Source organism: Polaromonas sp. YR568 (genome assembly GCF_943371715.1).
Lineage (GTDB): Bacteria > Pseudomonadota > Gammaproteobacteria > Burkholderiales > Burkholderiaceae_C > Polaromonas.
On record NZ_CALRVW010000006.1, the window covers coordinates 22,954 to 41,032 of the forward strand.

The window sequence follows — 18,079 nt, forward strand, 5'->3', positions numbered from 1 at the left end:
ACCCATGGAACTGACCCCGCGAGAAAAAGACAAGCTGCTGATTTTTACCGCTGCGCTGCTGGCTGAACGGCGCCAGGCCCGCGGCCTGAAACTGAACTACCCGGAAGCCGTCGCGCTGATCAGCGCCGCCGTGATGGAAGGCGCGCGCGACGGCAAAACCGTGGCCCAGCTCATGAGCGAAGGCCGGACGATTCTGACCCGTGCCGACGTGATGGACGGCATCGCCGATCTGATCCCCGACATCCAGGTCGAGGCCACCTTCCCCGACGGCACCAAGCTGGTCACTGTGCATCAGCCGATTGTCTAACCCCCCACTACACCAGGGCCCGCATCATGAACATCCCAAATACTCTCAAAAATATAGCTGTTTTCGCAATAACAGCGGGGGCTGGCACCTCATTTGCCCATGAAGGTCACGCCATGGCGGGCACCCACTGGCACGCCACGGACGTCTGGGGTTTTGTCGCCATGGCAGGCGTGCTTGCTGTCGCCATCTGGCTGTCCAACGGCGACAAGTGAGGCCCTCATGATTCCAGGCGAGCTGTTCACCGAAGGCCCTGACCATGTGCTCAACGCGGGCCGGCGCACGCTGACCCTGGTGGTGCAAAACACCGCCGACCGGCCCATCCAGGTCGGCTCGCACTACCACTTCGCCGAGACCAATGGGGCGCTGGCCTTCGACCGCGCCGCCGCGCAGGGCATGCGGCTCAACATCGCGTCCGGCACGGCTGTGCGTTTCGAGCCAGGGCAGCAGCGCACGGTGGAGCTGGTGGACTTCGCCGGTGAACGAAAAATCTACGGCTTTCGCGGCCTCATCCAAGGAAAACTGTAATGGCCACGATCGGACGCCGAGCCTATGCCGAAATGTTCGGCCCCACCGTGGGCGACCGCCTGCGCCTGTCCGATACCGACCTGATGATCGAGGTCGAGGCCGACTACACGCTGCGCGCCGGCAGTTACGGCGAGGAAGTGAAATTCGGCGGCGGCAAGACCATTCGAGACGGCATGGCGCAGTCGCAAAAGACGCGTGCCGAAGGGGTGATGGATTGCGTGATGACCAACGCGCTGATCATCGACCACTGGGGCATCGTCAAGGCCGACATCGGCCTCAAGGGCGGACGCATCGCAGCCATCGGCAAGGCCGGCAACCCCGACACCCAGCCCGGCGTCGAGATGATCATCGGCCCCGGCACCGAGATCATCAGCTGCGAGGGCATGATCGTCACCGCCGGCGGCATCGATTCGCACATCCACTTCATCTGCCCGCAGCAAATCGAGGAAGCGCTGACCTCGGGCGTCACCACCATGTTGGGCGGCGGCACCGGGCCGGCCACCGGCACCTTTGCCACCACCTGCACGCCGGGCCCGTGGAACATTGAACGCATGCTGCAGGCCGCCGACGCCTTTCCGATGAACCTCGGCTTTCTCGGCAAGGGCAACGCCAGCCTGCCGGCCGCGCTGCACGAACAGATCGACGCCGGCGTGATCGGCCTGAAGCTGCACGAGGACTGGGGCACCACCCCGGCCGCGATCAGCAACTGCCTGGACGTCGCGGATGAAACCGACACCCAGGTCGCCATCCACAGCGACACGCTCAATGAAAGCGGTTTTGTAGAAAACACGATTGCCGCCACCAAGGGCCGCACCCTTTGCGCCTTCCACACCGAAGGCGCGGGTGGCGGCCATGCACCCGACATCCTCAAGGTGGTCGGTGAGCAGAACTTCCTGCCGTCCTCGACCAACCCGACCATGCCCTACACCGTCAACACGCTGGACGAGCACGTCGACATGCTGATGGTCTGCCACCACCTGGACCCGGCGATTGCCGAAGACCTGGCCTTTGCCGAAAGCCGCATCCGCAAGGAAACCATTGCCGCCGAAGACGTGCTGCATGATTTGGGCGCCATCAGCATGATGAGCAGCGACAGCCAGGCCATGGGCCGCGTCGGCGAGGTCATCATCCGCACCTGGCAGACCGCGCACAAGATGAAAATGCAGCGCGGCAAGCTGCCCGGCGACACCGAACGCAACGACAACTTCCGCGCCAAACGCTACATCAGCAAATACACCATCAACCCGGCGATTGCGCACGGCATCGCGCACGAGGTCGGCTCCATCGAACTCGGCAAGTGGGCTGACCTGGTGGTCTGGAAACCGGCCTTTTTCGGCATCAAGCCGGCGCTGATCCTCAAGGGCGGCTTCATCGCCATGGCCGCCATGGGCGACCCGAACGCGTCCATCCCGACGCCACAGCCGGTGCACTACCGCCCGATGTTCGGCGGCTTCGGCGGCGCGATTGCCAAGGGCTCGCTGACCTTTGTCTCGCAGGCCGGCCTGGCTGGCGGCATCAAGGAACGTTTCGGCCTGGCCAAAAACCTGGTCGCCGTGAAAAACATACGCGGCGTGCAAAAACGGCACATGATCCACAATGACTACGCGCCGAAAATGGAGGTCGATGCACAGACCTACTCGGTGCGCGCGGACGGCCAGCTGCTGACCTGCGAGCCGGCCGTCAGCCTGCCGATGACACAACGCTACTTTCTTTTCTGAACTGACTTTTTTCCATGCTCCAGGTTTCCAAAATCATGCCGCAGGGCGCTGGCCTGGCACTCGTGTTGCTCAAACGTGCGGCCACGGTCGAACTCGACTGGGACATCCGCCAGAAAAGCCGCTTCGAAGCCACCGACTCGCTGGGCCGCCAGCTCGGCATCTTTTTACCGCGCGGCACGCTGGTGCGCGGCGGTGACGTGCTGGTGGCCGAAGACGGCTCCATGGTGAAGGTGATTGCCGCAGCGCAAACGGTGCTGCGCATCACCGCCTGCCCTTCGCACGGCTCGCCTTTCGATCTGGTACGCGCCGCCTACCACCTGGGCAACCGGCATGTCCCGATTGAACTGAAACCCGACCACCTGAAGATCGAACCCGACCATGTGCTGGCCGACATGCTGCGTTCCATGCATCTGATCGTCAACGAAGTCAGCGAGTCCTTCGAGCCCGAAGGCGGCGCTTACAGTACGGGCGGCCATGGTCATGCACATGATGGCGACCATGGGCACGCCCACGCACCAGCACCGGCGGCGGCACCTGCGCCGCATGTGCACGGACCCGACTGCAGCCATGGCCACGATCACGGCCATGACCACACGCACCACGAAGCGCTGCCGGTCGCGATCCAGACCCACCCACACAAGCCGCACAGCCATTGAGCGCAACCGCCCAGCCCCTGCCGGCCGCCAGCCTGCTGCAACTGATCTGGCTGGCCTCTCCGGCCCTGCCCGTCGGCGGTTTTTCCTACTCGGAAGGGCTGGAAGCCGGCGTCGAACGGGCGGGAGTAGCTACAGAAAGCATAGCGGCCAATTGGCTCAGCGACCAGTTGCAGCTGAACCTGGCGCGCGGCGACCTCGCGGTGATCGCGCAGGCCATCCCGGCCTGGCGCAACAATCATCTAGACAAGATCAAGGCCCTCAACGACTGGGTGCTGCAGACCCGCGAAACCAGCGAGCTGCGGGCGCAAGCCGAACAGATGGGCCGATCGCTGCTCGAGTGGCTGCGCAACCACCACAGCGTCAGCGACGCGCATATCGACGCCTGCGCGAAGTTGCCACCGACCTACCCCGTCACCTTTGCACTGGCCGCTTCCCCGCTGGCAGCAGGTGTGCCCGACTGCCTGACCGCCTACGCCTTCGGCTGGGCCGAGAACATGATGCAGGCCGCGCTCAAGTCGGTGCCGCTGGGCCAGAGCGCCGGCCAGCGCATCCTGGCGCGGTTGGCGGCAGAAATTCCGGCGGCCATCAGCATGGCCATGGCACTTGAAGACCAAGAACGCCAGGCCTTTTCGCCGATGCTGGCGATTCTTTCCTCGCAACACGAAACCCAGTATTCACGGCTGTTCAGATCATGAGCACCGATAAGCGTCATTGCGGGCTCGACCCGCAATCCATGGCCCCGATTTCCGCGCAGAACAAACGCCATGGTTCCCGGATCAAGTCCGGGATGACCGACAAACAAAACCACATCACACTCGCAAGGCACTTCCAATGAGCATGCACCACATCGCCAACCGCACAAAAAATCTGCCACCGCTGCGTGTCGGCATAGGCGGCCCCGTCGGCTCTGGCAAAACCACCCTGCTCGAAATGTTGTGCAAGGCCATGAAGGACAAGTACGACCTGGTGGCCATCACCAACGACATCTACACCAAGGAAGACCAGCGCATCCTGACCGTCAGCGGCGCGCTGGCGGCCGAACGCATCATGGGTGTGGAAACCGGCGGCTGCCCGCACACCGCCATTCGTGAAGACGCGTCGATCAACCTGGAGGCGATCGACCGCATGCTGGAAGACTTCCCCGACGCCGACGTGGTGTTTGTCGAATCCGGCGGCGACAACCTGGCCGCCACCTTCAGCCCCGAACTCAGCGACCTGACGATTTACGTGATCGACGTCGCCGCTGGCGAAAAAATCCCACGCAAGGGCGGCCCCGGCATCACCAAAAGCGATCTGTTCGTCATCAACAAGACCGACCTCGCCCCTTACGTCGGCGCGGACCTCGCCGTGATGGAAGCCGACACCATCCGCATGCGCACCACGGCCAAAGGCTTGAAGCCTTTTGTCATGACCAATCTCAAGACCAACACAGGGCTGGCGGAGGTGGTGGCGTTCATTGAAAGCAAGGGCATGCTCGGCGCGAGCTGAACGGCCGTCCTTTGCGTTGCTGAAGCCTAACAATTGAGATGAAGGGCGTGGCCCGGCTTGTCGGGGCACGTCCTTTCCTTTGAAGGCCTAGAAGACGGAGACCGAAGGCAGAGAAGTTCAGGCCAAGCTTCTAAAGGCAAGAAAGAGTGCAGTGGAAGCGACGGTAGATATCACTGCAACGATGGTGCTTGCTCCAAGTGGCAACCCAAGACTTAACTTGAACCCCAGAACATAGGACAGTAAGAATGCGACGAACACCAAGTAGCCTGCAAGGCCGCTGAACTGATTGATACCTGTGCCTGTGGAAAAGCTCAGCAACGCAAAGAATGCGATCACGACAAAGAAAAACGACAGCCCCATTGCCTTTGCTGCTTCTCCGTATGAGGAGTCAACTCCTGAAACCGCTCGCGTAGTAAAGCGGATGACGGTTGTGACGATGAGCAGCATGGCGCAAGTTGCGAGCGTCACCTTCAATGGTGCGATAAATGCAAAGAAGAGGAAGGCGCCGATAAATGGTAAGTAATGCATAAGTCTTCTAACCTTGTTGTTACGTAGTTGGAGGATTGGTTGCAATGAAGCGTAGCAGTTGAATCTGCAAGTCCCCTCTCAAACGGACGAGGTGTTGGTTTCCCGCTGCCATTTTTGGGGGAGGATGAAACGTTAGTACTACCGCCCGCGCGCTGAACCCGGTCAAGCTGCATCCGTGGGTGCCAGTCGCTACGCTTGCCGAGCCTGTTGGCCTAAATCACGTTGGCTGCGGTGGCCTGGCCTACCATCTGAAAAAACCGGCCCGGTGTGAGGAGTACTTGCGGGAGGATCTTGAATACGGCAATGCCTGGCCAGTCCGCTACTTCCTTCTAATACCAATAGCACCCCTCCCTGCTCCGGGGACGAAAAAGCTCAAGCGAGAGGATGCCTAAGCCGAACCTGAATCGGCGCTTTCTCCAGTAATATCCGAACGTTCGAATAACAGCAGCAAAGCTGCAAGAGTGCCGCGAGGGAGAATCAATGAAGTCGTGTTATGCCATTTTGGGCGTACCTGGTAACGCCAGCCAAGTGGAAATAAATGAGGCTTTCCGAAAGGCATCGGCTCATTTCTCCAAAGAGCGCCTGGTCGAGGATCCAGAGTCCGTGACACGCCTTCGGGCCATTCAGGATGCGTACAAAATTTTGTCCAGTCCGGAGATGCGTGAGGGGCATGACCGCAAGTTGAGCACTGCAGCGCAGCCGTCGGCGCCTCGCCCGCGCGTCGTCATCGAAGCCGAGCCGTCGCGCATGAATACGCTGCTCATCATCATGGTGCTCGCCGTCGTCGCGATGTTTGCGATCGGCGGGTATATGAGCTATTCGCGGGACCAAACGCGCAAGGCCCTTGCTGCCCAGGAGCTGGCCCAGAAGAAGCTGGAAGCGGATGAGGCGGCCAAGGCGGAAGCCCTGCAGGCGAAAAAGGATGCTGATCGGGTGCGAGCCCAAGCCGACGCCGAAAGGCAGGACAGGCAGTTCAGGGCTGAGAGCGTTGCAAGCGCCAGAATTGCCGCCAATGCGGACCTGCAACAGCAGAACCTTGCGGTACGACTGCAGGAGAATGAGCGAAGGGACAAGGAGCGGCGCGAAGCTCAGGCTAAAAATGATGCGCGGCAAAAAGTCTATGAGTCGCAGCGACGCGTTGCCACCGATAAACAGACCATCCGGGATCTTTGCCAAATGCAATATGGCAGATCAAACTGCTGAACTCGCTGGCGCCCGGGAGCATTTGTCAAACGGCCTGTTGCGACCGTCCATCTTCAACTTTTTGACTGCATGGCGCTACCTCCGTCGCCGACCGGCCTGTCTGCCCACGCGGGAAGCATATGGCCATATGGTCTTGAGTCAGTCACCTTATTCCCGGGTTAAACTACATTCCTTGGAAGCGTGGCAGAGTGGTCGATTGCACCGGTCTTGAAAACCGGCAAAGGGAAACCTTTCGTGAGTTCGAATCTCACCGCTTCCGCCAGTCCCCTATCGACTTGATCAATTTGTCCCGAAGCGGACTATCTGGCTCGGCCGCAATGGCCATCCAGTGCCTAGCATCTTCATGCAGCTTTTCAGCCAGCGAGCCAACCCGACATCCTGTGATCTGGAAAGGTCGCCTGCAGAATTGGAAACGGCTCCCTGTCACCCTCGAACGCGGGACTATCTGGCGCTGGCAGCACCTGCCGGAGCGACGCGGGCTGAGGCTTGTTGGCGCGAAGAATCCTGAACATCGTACGAGCCGAAAACTTCGCGGGCTGAGCGGGTTTCCGGCAGGATATAGACGATGCCACTGGTTCCGGTAAACGACGGGCTCACCACGTTTTCATAGAACTTGACCGGCACATTGATGCAGCCAAAGGAAATGCGGTTGTCCAGTGGGCTCGGTGTGGCCAGGCGCTCAGCCCGGCGCTCCTTGGGCTGCCCCGTCACTACCCGGTGCAGCGAAAGGGCGGACTCGTAGTCCACCCAGAGAACCTCGTGGCCGTGGATATCCCGGTCGAGTGAAGCCACGAAACGACCGGCAGGCGTGGTGCGCTCCGCCGGAAGAATGCTCGACAGCTTGCGCTGGCCAATACCGGGAACGGTGTGGTCGCCAACGGCAAGACCCAGCAGGGCAGAAGAAGCACCTCGAAGCTGTCCCTGTGCGTCGAACATGAACACACGCGCCTGCACCTTGTCGATGATCATGAAGGGCAACTTGCCGTTGTCTGCTGAGTCGACCACCCAGTCGGCCAGTTTCCGGGACTCCGGCGATGCGACTTCCTGTCCAAAGTTGGCCAGCCTGACAAGCTGAACGGAAGCGACCTGCGATTCGGCGGGTGCCGAGACGCTGCCATGGTCACGCGGGGCTGTGGCAGGGTCGAGCGTACTCAGGGGGGGCGCGTTTGGCGCGGCCACGGCTGGAAGTATCAGTGTGTTGAAAGCGACTGCGCCGAGCAGTACTGTTCTGGCCAGAAATGCGGCCAACGAGGGGGAGAAGCCGGCTTGCGGCAGCCCAGCCCCAAACATGCGTTGATTTTTTGTTATCTGAGTTGCCATCGTGGTTTGCCTGTTCACGAGATAGTAACCTGTCAAGACGGAATGAACCGTCGGATTATGCAGCGTGCCTCTGACAGGCCAGGTTCTTTTTCTGCGTCAATCCAATGGCAGAGGGCCCGACACAACCGCGAATGGTTCGTGTTGCTTTGTTCAGCCGGACCCTTTGCCGATTGCTGAATCAGCGGTCAGCCCGCCGTATCAGCTCAAGCAAGGGGGCCGCGGAAGTTTTCACCCCCGTGACCCCTACCTGACTTTAGTTACGACCCTGCTTAGCCGGACGGGCTGGTGGCTCATAAGCGGGCGGCGGAGCGACATACACCGGGGCAGGTGCCGGCGCGGGAGCGACATACACCGGGGCAGGTGCCGGTGCCGGAGCGACATAGGCTGGTGGCACATAGGCCTGGGCAACAGGGGTCTGCGCTTTGGGGCCAAAACGGTAGACCAGGCCAAGGGAGGCCATGTCGATGTGGCCGCGGTTCCTGACCGGGTCATTGATGCGGTAGCGTTCCAGTTCGGCACGCACAGCCAGCGCTTGCGTGATGGCGTACTGCATGCCCAGGCCAACTTTAAGGTTGGTGTCGTTGTTACGCGTGTTGGAAGTGTTCACAGGCACGGCGCCGGTGCTGTTGAAGCTGGCCCTGCTTTGCGCATAAGCGGCACCAACGCGACCGAAGACGGAGAAGCGATCGGACACAGGCAACATGCCCACCAGATCCAGGTTCAGACCACGAACACGGGTTTCGCCGTTGAAGGTACCGGGCGCGTTACCGATAACCCGGTTGGCGTTAACCGTGTAGCTGGACTTGCCCAGATCAAAATAACCGCCTTCAATCGCAAAATTGCGGTTGAGCTGGTAGCCGCCGAAAAGCTTGTAGCCCGTGCCGCTGTTGTCCTCAGTCGCGGAACCGACCCTCAAGCCCTGACCGACCAGGGTTTGGTTGATCGAATCGTTGTTGAAGTTGGCGCGGGTGGCACCGATGTTGCCGCCAATGTACGGACCGGTGGTCTCGTCTTGCGCGAAGGCGCCGGAGCTGGAAACAGTTGCCAGTACCGCCAGAGCGATAAGACCCAGTCCGCGCCGGGCTGCCGGGAATTTTGATGCTGTCATGATGTTTGTCCTAAGGGTTGAGACAGTTGAAAAAAAAGCCTGTGATGCATTGCTGGCTTGACTCGTATTGACAAATACAGGTCAGACCAAGAGTGCAATCAATGACTAATATGGGTGGGCATGCATCGCCCGTTTGTAGGAAGATGGCAGCAAACAACGTCATTTCGCGAAAAAGCAACACTACGAATTCGCGAGGGATGCCTGGACCAAGTCTTGGGGTCCGTATCCCTGGTCATGCGATTGCTACCTGTGGGGCACGGCTCGCGTCAAAGGCCGGCCGCTGCCCAGAAAGCGAACAGCCGGTTTATGACTGGTCAGGATCAAGAAACAGCGTCTGCAGATCGTTCAGGAAGTCAAAGCCGCGCTCGGTTGGCTTGACGCGCGCAAAGTCGCGTTCGATCAGGCCCTTGCGTTCGGCCTCGTCCAGCCCGGCGTGGATGGCCGTCAACGGCAAGCCGGTTCTTTCGGCAAAGTCCTGCAGCTTGAAGCCCTCGCGCAGGCGCAGGGCGTTGAGCATGAATTCAAACGGCAAATCGGCGCGGCTGACCTCGGTGTCCTGCGCCACCGGGGTGCCGGCCAGCGCCTTGTCCATGTAGAGCCTGGGCTCGCGAAAGCGCACCTGGCGCACCACGCGGTGCGCAAAACTGAGCTTGCTGTGGGCGCCGGCCCCAATGCCGAGGTAGTCGCCGAACTTCCAGTAGTTCAGGTTATGCAGGCAGCGGTGGCCGGGCTTGGCGTAAGCCGAGACCTCGTACCGGTCCATGCCCGCCACGGCGGTCAGTTCGGTGATGCGGTCCAGCATGGCGTAGGCGTCGTCCTCTTCCGGCAGCGCTGGCGGGTACTTGGCGAAATACGTGTTGGGTTCGACCGTCAGGTGGTAAATCGAGATATGCGGCGGCTGCAGCGCCAGCGCCTGCCGCATGTCCTGCTCCAGGTTCTCCAGCGTCTGGCCCGGCAACGCGTACATGATGTCGAGGTTGAAGGTGTCGAAAGACTGCGCAGCCTCTTCAACCGCGGCCAGCGCCTGGACGCGGTCATGCACGCGGCCCAGGGCTTTCAGGTGCCTGTCGTCGAAACTCTGCACGCCAATCGACAGCCGCGTGACACCGGCGCTGCGAAAGGCCCTGAAACGGTGTTTCTCAAACGTGCCGGGGTTGGCTTCCAGCGTGATTTCGCAGTCAGGCTCCAGCCGCAGCCGCGCGCGGATGTCGCCCAGCAGGCGGTCGATGGCCTGCGGCGAGAACAGGCTGGGCGTGCCGCCACCAATGAAGATGCTGTGCACCGAGCGGCCCCAGATCAGCGGCAGCGAGGTTTCGAGGTCGGCCATCAGCGCATCGAGGTAACGCTGTTCGGGCAGTTCGCCCTGCGCCTCGTGCGAGTTGAAATCGCAATACGGGCATTTTTTCAGGCACCAGGGCAGGTGCACGTACAGCGACAGCGGCGGCAAGGCGCTGAGCTGCAGCGTGCCGTCCCGCATGTAATGCTGGATGTCCTTGAGCCCCGCCCCGGTTTCCTCCACCGGCGGCGCGCTGACAACAGGAATGGGAAAGATCATGGGAAGCAAGTAAAAACGTTCACAACCAGCGCTCGCGCATCAGGTCCATCATCTGGCGCGCCGCCATGCCGCGGTGGCTGTTGGCATTCTTGACCTCGACCGGCAACTGCGCAAAGGTCTTGCCGAAGGCCGGGATGAACATCACCGGGTCGAAACCAAAACCGTTGCTGCCGGCCGGCTCGGGCGCGATCTCGCCGCTGACGCGGCCCACCGCAATCAGGGGCTCGGGGTCGTCGGCGGAACGCACCGCCACCAGCGTGCTGACCAGGGCGGCGCGTCGATTGGTGATGCCGGCCATCTGCTCGAGCAGGGCGCGCACATTGTTGTCGTCGCCTTTTTCGTAGCCAAACTGCGTGGCGTAAAAAGCCGTGTCCACGCCCGGCAGGCCGCCAAAGGCATCGACACACAGGCCGGCGTCGTCGGCCAGCGCCGGCAGGCCGCTGAGCCTGGACGCATGGCGCGCCTTGGCCAGGGCGTTTTCAACAAAGGTGCGAAAAGGTTCCTCGGCCTCGGGAATGCCCAGATCAGACTGTTTCAACAGCGTCACGCCGAGCGGCGCCAGCATGGCCTGCAGTTCGGCGAGTTTGCCGGGGTTGTTCGATGCCAGGACGATTTTCATATGCAAAATATGGCTTTATCCCAATCAGGACGTGCGCAAGCAGCTATCAATTCAGGAGCGACTGCTGCTGCAGCACGACCAGCTCGCTGATGCCTTTTTCAGCCAGCAGGAGCAGCGCATCCATTTCCTGGCGCGAAAAGGCTGCACCTTCGGCGGTGCCCTGCACTTCGACGTAGTGGCCGGCGCCGGTCATCACCACATTCATGTCGGTGTCGCAGCTCACGTCTTCAATGTATTCGAGGTCGAGCAAGGGCGTGCCCTGCACGATGCCGACGGAAATCGCGGCCACGTGACCGATGATCGGCGTTTCCTTGAGCTTGCCTTCGGCCAGCAGTTTGTTGACGGCGTCCTGCGCTGCGACAAAGGCGCCGGTGATGCTGGCGGTGCGTGTGCCGCCGTCGGCCTGGATCACGTCGCAGTCGAGGTGAATGGTGCGTTCGCCGAGTTTTTTCAGGTCGAACACCGCGCGCATGGAACGGCCGATCAGGCGCTGGATTTCCTGCGTGCGGCCGCTCTGCTTGCCGCGCGCGGCCTCGCGGTCGCTGCGCGTGTGGGTGGCGCGCGGCAGCATGCCGTATTCGGCGGTGACCCAGCCCTCCCCGCTGCCTTTTTTGTGGCCCGGTACTTTTTCCTCGACCGAGGCGGTGCACAACACCCGGGTCGCACCAAACTCGATCAGGACCGAGCCTTCCGCATAGGCGGTGTAGGCACGGGTGATGCGCACCGGGCGCAACTGGTCGGCGGCACGGGCGCTGCTTCGCGAAAATGAACTCATGGTCAGGGCTTTCTGGCGTCACTACGCCCGGGGAAACAAAAAAGAAGGAAAGAAAGCGGGACAGTCGGGCTCAAGACCGTACCTGGGCCGATGTCGGCCAGGCCCGGCAACTCAGGCTTTTTTCGCCGCGGAGCGGCGTATCGCCTCGTTGATTTCGGCAATGGAGCGTTCGATCGCCTCATCGTCAAGGTCTTCGACGCTGGAATCGAGCACGCCGGCCTGGATGGTCGAGGCAAACACGCCGTCCATGATGCTGTCGGTCGAGACACCGCGCGTCGATTCGAAAGCGTCGGGCGTTTCCCACTCCATGGCCAGCACCGTGACATTGTCGCTGTGCTCGCCGCCATTGCGCAGCGCGTGTTCAACCATGTCGGGCACGGCGTCAGACACGCTGTTCCCAGCCATGTGGCGCACAATTTCAGCGTCGGTCAGCGTGCCCCACAGGCCGTCGGAGCAGAGCATCAGTTTGTCGCCCTGCTGCAGGACCACCGGGCCGGCGATGTCGAACACCGGCTTGGACGGGGAGCCCAGGCAGGTGAACAGGATGTTGCGGTTCAGGCGCTCGAGTTTGATGATGCCGGCATTTTGCTGCTCCAGGTAGGAGTGGTCGCGCGTGCGCGTCAGCAGTTCGCCGTCACGCACCACGTAGAGCCGCGAGTCGCCGCAATGGACCCAGGTCGCGCCCGAGCCCTGCAGAATGGCCGCCACCACCGTGGTCCGCGGCGTGTCCAGCATGCCTTTTTCGCTGGCATAACGGATGATCTGGTGGTGCGCCGCCATCAGGGCCGACGAGAGGAATTCAGTGGTGTCCCTGACCAGCGGCCGGGCTTCCTTCTGGTACAGCGCAGAAATGGTCTGCAGCGCCAGCTGGGCAGCAACCTCGCCCTCGGGATGACCGCCCATGCCGTCGGCCAGCACAAACAGGCCCGACTCGCGCGTGTAGCAGTACCCCATGCGGTCTTCGTTTTTTTCGCGACCGCCCTTGCGACTGACCTGAAAGACCGAGAATTTCATTTGAATTTCGTCGCAAAGCCAGTGGCCTTGCGCGCGGTTTTCTTGGTGTCTGACACCATGTTGTCAAACTGCAGCCGCATTTTTTCGCCGACGGTCAGCTTGGTGTAGCGCCGCTCACCCTCGCGACTGAGTTCTTTCTGCAAGGCAAAAACCGACTGCGGCCGCGACAAGGGATCGAGTGACATGCACCATTCAACCACTTCAATGAGGTTGTCGGAATACACGCCGCGCAAGCGGGAGAGTGCAAGCGACAGACGGTCTTTTTCAAGCCGCTGCGGCGCGTCATTGGGCGGATAACCCTGCATGGTCGCGTAAATGCAGGCGCCGATAGCGTAGATGTCGGTCCATGGCCCCATCGACGAATCACGCCGGTACATCTCGGGCGCGGCAAAGCCGGGGGTGTACATGGGGCGGATGAAGTTGCCTTCCTTGCTCAGCACCTCGCGGGCGGCGCCAAAGTCGATCATCACGGCCTTGTTGTCGTCGGTCACGAAGATGTTGGCCGGCTTGATGTCCAGGTGCAGCATCTTGTGCTGGTGCACGATGCGCAACCCGCGCAGGATCTCGTCAAACAGGGAGCGGATGGTCGACTCGCGAAACACCTTCTGTTTCTTGAGTTCGCGTGCGGTGATGATGAAATCCTGCAGGGTGCCGCCCTCCAGGTAGTTCATCACCATGTAAACGGTTTCGTTTTCGCGGAAGAAATTCAGCACGCTCACCACGGAGGCGTGCGAGATCTGGGCCAGCGAACGGCCTTCCTCGAAGAAACTCTTCAGGCCCAGCCGGTACAGCGAGAGTTTTTCGGGCTGCACCTGAGGCAGCAACTCGCCCGGCGGGCGACTGGCCAGCGAGGACGGCAGGTACTCCTTGATGGCGACCTGCTGGCCCTCGTTGTCAACAGCCAAGTAAACTACCCCAAACCCGCCGGCCGACAGCTTGCGCACCACGCGATAGCCGCCAATGACGGTATCGGGTGGAAGTGGCGCGGGCTTGACCTTTGACATAATTCGGGATTAAGCAAGGTGACGGGATCACCAAGTCCTGTTTCTCTACAAAAAGCGTATTACTCAATGTCAGTTTACAGCATGACAGGCTATGCAGCCGTCCAATCCACCCCTGCGCGAAATACCCCGGAAACGGACGCCGGGACGGACGCCAGCGCGCGCCTGGGCGTGGAGATACGCTCGGTCAACAGCCGCTTTCTGGATCTGGCCTTCCGCCTGCCTGATGAGCTGCGCCAGACCGAACCTGCCCTGCGCGAACTGCTGACCGGCAAGCTCAAGCGCGGCAAGATTGAAATGCGCGTGTCGCTGGAAAGCAGCTCCGGCAGCAGCCTGCGCGCCCCGGCTGCCAGCACGCTGCAGCGTCTGGGCTCCCTGGAAGACACGGTGAAATCCTGGCTGCCGCACGCCGCAGCCCTGAGTGTGGCCGATGTGCTGCGCCTGGCGGGCGGCGAGGACAAAACCACCCACGACTACAGTGACGAGTTGCTCAAGCTGTCCAAAAAAGCACTGAAGGACCTGCTGGCGGCCCGGGAGCGCGAAGGCGCCCGGCTGGCACAGATGCTGCTGGACCGCACGGCGCAGTTGCGCGCGCTCGCCGCCTCGGCCGTGCCCATGGTGCCCAAGCTGGTCGAGCAGCAGAAGCTCCGTTTCATGGAACGCTGGCAGGAAGCCATGGCGCTGGGCGGCGGCAGCACCCTGCCCGAAGCGGCGCAGGACCGGGCCCTGACGGAGGCCACCTCCTTTGCGATACGTATTGATGTGGCGGAAGAAATCACACGCTTGTCGTCGCACCTGGACGAAATCGACCGGCTGCTGGCCGCTGGCGGCGAAGTCGGCAAACGGCTGGACTTCCTGATCCAGGAGCTGCACCGAGAAGCCAACACGCTGGGTTCCAAATCCGGGTCGCTGGAACTCACCCATGTCTCGGTGGACATGAAGGTGCTGATCGAGCAGATCCGCGAGCAGGTCCAGAACATTGAATGAGGCCAGCCCCGGCCAGAACAACAACCCACAACACCCGCCGATATGGACTACCCCGGAAATCTCTTTGTTGTCGCCGCGCCCAGTGGTGCCGGCAAATCCAGCCTGGTCAAGGCCCTGATGGAACTCGATGCACGGGTGCAGCCCGCGGTGTCGCACACCACCCGGCCGCCGCGCGGGCAGGAGAAACATGGCCGCGAATACTTCTTCATCTCGCCCGAGGAATTTGACGGCATGGTGCTGCGCGACTCTTTCCTGGAGTGGGCACATGTGCATGGCCACCGCTACGGCACCTCGCGGCAGACCATCGAGGAACGCGTGGCCACCGGTGCCGACGTCATCCTGGAAATCGACTTCCAGGGCGCGATCAACATCAAGCGCATTTTCAACAATGCGGTGCTGATCTTCATCCTGCCGCCGAGCTGGGAAGAGTTGCGCTCGCGGCTGGAGCGGCGCGGCGAGGATACGCCGGAAGTGATCGAATTGCGGCTTAAAAACGCCGCCATCGAGATGGCCCAGGCCCACGAATTCGATTTCGTTATAATCAACGAGTTATTTGAACGAGCCGTTTTCGACCTGAAAACCATTGTTCATGCCCAGCGGCTCAAGTTTGCAGCCCAAAGACGTGCCCGCGCCGAGACCTTCCAGGCCCTGCACATTGCCTGACCTGCTGCTGCTTCATTCCCCCATTTAACCCGGAGATCATCATGGCCCGCATCACTGTTGAAGACTGCCTGGAAAAAATCCCCAACCGCTTCCAGCTCGTTCTGGCCGCGACCTACCGCGCCCGCATGCTGAGCCAGGGCCATGCCCCCAAAATCGAGAGCAAGAACAAGCCTGGCGTGACCGCCCTGCGCGAAATCGCCGAAGGCAAAATCGGCCTCGAAATGCTGAAAAAAGTCCCCAGCTGAAGCACCTCGCCTCTCCTCCCAAAAAGCACCGCCTGCGGTGCTTTTTTGTTTTCCCAAGGTCGTGTAATGCCCGCTTTTTGCACGTTTTATCGGCACCACGATACATTTAAGGCATGAGCGCCCTGGATTTCCCCATCGCAACCGTCAAGTCCACCCCGGCCGCCGCCAACGCAGCCGCGGCGAGTTTTGCTGCGCTCACGGCCAAGCTGGACTACATGAGCGCCGAGGACGTCAACAACGTCCGGACCGCCTACCGCTTTGCCGATGAAGCGCATCTGGGCCAGATACGCAACGGTGGCCTGCCCTACATCACCCATCCGATCGCCGTGGCGCAGCAGTGCGCCGAATGGAAACTGGACGCGCAGGCCCTGATGGCCGCCCTGCTGCACGACGCCATCGAGGACTGCGGCGTCACCAAACCGGAGCTGATCGAGCGTTTTGGCGCACCGGTCGCGGAACTGGTGGACGGCCTGACCAAGCTGGAAAAGCTGGAGTTCAACACCCGCGAGGAAAACCAGGCCGAGTCGTTTCGCAAGATGCTGCTGGCGATGGCACGCGATGTGCGCGTCATCCTGATCAAGCTGGCTGACCGCAGCCACAACATGCGCACGCTCAGCGACGTGCCGCGCAGCAAGTGGCAACGCATTTCGCGAGAGACCCTGGACATCTATGCGCCGATTGCGCATCGCCTGGGCCTGAACGCCACCTACCGCGAACTGCAGGACCTGGCCTTCCAGCATTTGTACCCATGGCGCTATGCCACGCTGACCAAGGCCCTGGCCCGCGCCCGTGGCCGCCGGCGCGATGTGATCAAGCGGGTTCAGTCCGAAGTGGAAGCGGCGTTTGCCAGCGCCGGCATCCAGGTGCATATTTACGGGCGCGAAAAAGCGCTTTATTCGATCTATCGCAAGATGGACGAAAAACACCTGTCGTTTGCGCAGGTGACGGACATCTACGGCTTTCGCGTCATTGTCGCCAGTGTCACCGCCTGCTACACCGCCATGGGCGTGTTACACCAGCTCTACAAGCCGCTGCCGGGCAAGTTCAAGGACTACATCGCAATTCCCAAGGTCAATGGCTACCAGTCGCTGCACACCACGCTGGTCGGCCCGTTCGGCACCAACATCGAATTCCAGATGCGCACCGAGGCCATGCACATCGTCGCCGAATCCGGCGTTGCCGCGCACTGGCTCTACAAGGCCACCGACCCGGACAGCGATGCCTCGCAGCGGCTGGGCACCCAGTGGCTGCAGTCCCTGCTCGACATCCAGCATGAAACCCGCGATGCCGCCGAATTCTGGGACCACGTCAAGATCGACCTGTTTCCCGACGCCGTGTATGTGTTCACGCCAAAAAGCCAGATCATGGCCATGCCGCGCGGCGCAACGATTGTCGATTTTGCCTACGCCATCCACAGCGACGTGGGCCATCGCGCCGTCGCCGCCAAGGTCAACGGCGAGCAGGTTCCGCTGCGTTCGGAGCTGCACAACGGCGACGTGATCGAGATCATCACCGCGTCGGTCTCCAGCCCCAATCCCGCTTGGCTGGGTTTTGTGCGCACCGGCAAGGCCCGGTCCAAGATTCGCCATCACCTCAAAACCATGGCCCTGAGCGAGTCACAGGACCTGGGCGAAAAAATGCTGGCGCAAGCCCTGCGGGCCGAGGGCATAGACCGCGAGCGGCTGTCCGAGGACGACGACGCCCACCACGCCACCTGGGAAAAGATCCTGCGCTTCAGCGGCAACCGCTCGCGCGCCGAGTTGCTGACCGACATCGGTCTGGGCAAACGGATTGCCAGCATGATCGCCAAACGCATCGTCACCCTGCTGGCTGAAACCGGCGAAAAACCGGACCCCTTGCTGATGAGCCGCGAGCGTTACACGGCGCACGAGTCGATTTCGCAGGGTGCGCTGGTGCTGGACGGCAGCGAAGGCGCCTCGGTGAAGTTTGCCCCGTGTTGCCGGCCCATTCCGGGCGACGCCATCGTGGGTTATCTGGGCCGAGGCGAAGGGCTGGTGGTCCACACGGACGACTGTGCCGTCGCCAGAAAACTGCAGCACCGCGACAGCGAACGTTTCATTGCGGTCGACTGGTCGGACGAACCCACGCGCACCTTTGAAACCGGCCTACTGGTCACGGTCACCAACGGCAAGGGCGTGCTCGCCCGCGTGGCTTCGGCACTGGCCGCCGCGGAGGCCGACATCACGCATGTGGACATGGGACAGGATCCGGCGCAGGATGCGACCGACCTGCGTTTTGATGTGGCGGTGCGTGACCGCATCCACCTGGCGTCCGTCATGCGCAGCGTCAAGCGAACCCCGTCGGTGCTGCGCGTCCAGCGCGCCAAACCCGGCGTCTGAACGGTCA

The 18,079-nt window shown here is 61.6% G+C and carries 19 protein-coding genes and 1 tRNA gene; 12 read left to right on the forward strand and 8 right to left on the reverse strand.

Annotated elements, in window-relative coordinates:
* The first annotated feature begins 4 nt into the window (after nt 1–4).
* The 6 genes from AAG813_RS06240 (at nt 5) to ureG (ending at nt 4,694) form a co-directional block, all read left to right on the forward strand.
* A complete protein-coding gene (locus tag AAG813_RS06240; RefSeq protein WP_341912960.1) occupies nt 5–307 on the forward strand; it encodes an urease subunit gamma in 303 nt (100 codons plus the stop codon).
* Nucleotides 308–526: 219 nt separating this feature from the next.
* On the forward strand, nt 527–832 hold the full coding sequence (locus AAG813_RS06245) for an urease subunit beta (RefSeq protein ID WP_341912962.1): 306 nt from the start codon (nt 527–529) through the stop codon (nt 830–832).
* Nucleotides 832–2,550: an urease subunit alpha gene (gene ureC / locus AAG813_RS06250; protein ID WP_341912964.1), complete on the forward strand. Its 1,719-nt coding sequence runs from the start codon at nt 832–834 to the stop codon at nt 2,548–2,550. The genes AAG813_RS06245 and ureC overlap by 1 nt, the downstream gene beginning before the upstream one ends.
* 14 nt (nt 2,551–2,564) lie before the next feature.
* Nucleotides 2,565–3,206 (forward strand): urease accessory protein UreE, encoded by a 642-nt coding sequence (gene ureE, locus AAG813_RS06255; protein ID WP_341912966.1) that lies wholly within the window; start codon nt 2,565–2,567, stop codon nt 3,204–3,206.
* A complete protein-coding gene (locus tag AAG813_RS06260; RefSeq protein WP_341912968.1) occupies nt 3,203–3,901 on the forward strand; it encodes an urease accessory UreF family protein in 699 nt (232 codons plus the stop codon). Before ureE ends, AAG813_RS06260 begins: the two co-directional genes overlap by 4 nt.
* A gap of 136 nt (nt 3,902–4,037) precedes the next feature.
* Complete coding sequence (gene ureG / locus AAG813_RS06265) at nt 4,038–4,694, forward strand: urease accessory protein UreG (protein WP_341912969.1); 657 nt, start codon at nt 4,038–4,040, stop codon at nt 4,692–4,694.
* 117 nt (nt 4,695–4,811) lie between these two features.
* On the opposite strand, the gene AAG813_RS06270 is transcribed toward ureG, so the two are convergent.
* Nucleotides 4,812–5,222 (reverse strand): hypothetical protein, encoded by a 411-nt coding sequence (locus AAG813_RS06270; RefSeq protein ID WP_341912971.1) that lies wholly within the window; start codon nt 5,220–5,222, stop codon nt 4,812–4,814.
* Between the two features lie 480 nt (nt 5,223–5,702).
* Here AAG813_RS06270 and AAG813_RS06275 point away from each other — a divergent pair, with 480 nt between their 5' ends.
* Together AAG813_RS06275 and AAG813_RS06280 are read left to right on the forward strand one after the other, a co-directional pair.
* A complete protein-coding gene (locus AAG813_RS06275) occupies nt 5,703–6,425 on the forward strand; it encodes a DnaJ domain-containing protein (protein ID WP_341912973.1) in 723 nt (240 codons plus the stop codon).
* Nucleotides 6,426–6,599: 174 nt separating this feature from the next.
* A tRNA-Ser gene (locus tag AAG813_RS06280) sits at nt 6,600–6,687 on the forward strand.
* Nucleotides 6,688–6,866: 179 nt separating this feature from the next.
* On the opposite strand, the gene AAG813_RS06285 is transcribed toward AAG813_RS06280, so the two are convergent.
* From AAG813_RS06285 to AAG813_RS06315, 7 genes are all read right to left on the reverse strand, one after another.
* A complete protein-coding gene (locus tag AAG813_RS06285) occupies nt 6,867–7,745 on the reverse strand; it encodes a hypothetical protein (protein WP_341912975.1) in 879 nt (292 codons plus the stop codon).
* A 253-nt stretch (nt 7,746–7,998) separates the two neighbouring features.
* Complete coding sequence (locus AAG813_RS06290; RefSeq protein WP_341912977.1) at nt 7,999–8,853, reverse strand: outer membrane beta-barrel protein; 855 nt, start codon at nt 8,851–8,853, stop codon at nt 7,999–8,001.
* Nucleotides 8,854–9,157: 304 nt separating this feature from the next.
* Complete coding sequence (hemW, locus tag AAG813_RS06295; protein WP_341912979.1) at nt 9,158–10,408, reverse strand: radical SAM family heme chaperone HemW; 1,251 nt, start codon at nt 10,406–10,408, stop codon at nt 9,158–9,160.
* Nucleotides 10,409–10,427: 19 nt separating this feature from the next.
* The gene (gene rdgB, locus AAG813_RS06300) at nt 10,428–11,027 is read right to left on the reverse strand and encodes an RdgB/HAM1 family non-canonical purine NTP pyrophosphatase (RefSeq protein WP_341912981.1); all 600 of its coding nucleotides are present in this window, start codon (nt 11,025–11,027) and stop codon (nt 10,428–10,430) included.
* A 46-nt stretch (nt 11,028–11,073) separates the two neighbouring features.
* On the reverse strand, nt 11,074–11,802 hold the full coding sequence (rph, locus tag AAG813_RS06305) for a ribonuclease PH (protein ID WP_341912983.1): 729 nt from the start codon (nt 11,800–11,802) through the stop codon (nt 11,074–11,076).
* A gap of 111 nt (nt 11,803–11,913) precedes the next feature.
* On the reverse strand, nt 11,914–12,816 hold the full coding sequence (locus AAG813_RS06310; protein ID WP_293592984.1) for a PP2C family serine/threonine-protein phosphatase: 903 nt from the start codon (nt 12,814–12,816) through the stop codon (nt 11,914–11,916).
* Complete coding sequence (locus tag AAG813_RS06315; RefSeq protein WP_077592949.1) at nt 12,813–13,820, reverse strand: serine/threonine-protein kinase; 1,008 nt, start codon at nt 13,818–13,820, stop codon at nt 12,813–12,815. The genes AAG813_RS06310 and AAG813_RS06315 overlap by 4 nt, the downstream gene beginning before the upstream one ends.
* A 66-nt stretch (nt 13,821–13,886) precedes the next feature.
* Between AAG813_RS06315 and AAG813_RS06320 the strand changes: the two genes are divergently transcribed.
* The 4 genes from AAG813_RS06320 (at nt 13,887) to AAG813_RS06335 (ending at nt 18,072) form a co-directional block, all read left to right on the forward strand.
* Nucleotides 13,887–14,804 carry a YicC/YloC family endoribonuclease gene (locus tag AAG813_RS06320; RefSeq protein WP_341912991.1) on the forward strand — a complete coding sequence of 306 codons (918 nt, stop codon included), beginning with the start codon at nt 13,887–13,889 and terminating at the stop codon, nt 14,802–14,804.
* A gap of 42 nt (nt 14,805–14,846) precedes the next feature.
* Nucleotides 14,847–15,467 (forward strand): guanylate kinase, encoded by a 621-nt coding sequence (gmk, locus tag AAG813_RS06325; RefSeq protein WP_341912993.1) that lies wholly within the window; start codon nt 14,847–14,849, stop codon nt 15,465–15,467.
* A 41-nt stretch (nt 15,468–15,508) separates the two neighbouring features.
* Nucleotides 15,509–15,712, forward strand: coding sequence for a DNA-directed RNA polymerase subunit omega (gene rpoZ, locus AAG813_RS06330; RefSeq protein ID WP_096662930.1), 204 nt, complete (start codon nt 15,509–15,511; stop codon nt 15,710–15,712).
* A 113-nt stretch (nt 15,713–15,825) separates the two neighbouring features.
* Nucleotides 15,826–18,072 carry a bifunctional (p)ppGpp synthetase/guanosine-3',5'-bis(diphosphate) 3'-pyrophosphohydrolase gene (locus AAG813_RS06335; RefSeq protein WP_341912996.1) on the forward strand — a complete coding sequence of 749 codons (2,247 nt, stop codon included), beginning with the start codon at nt 15,826–15,828 and terminating at the stop codon, nt 18,070–18,072.
* Nucleotides 18,073–18,079: the final 7 nt, after the last annotated feature.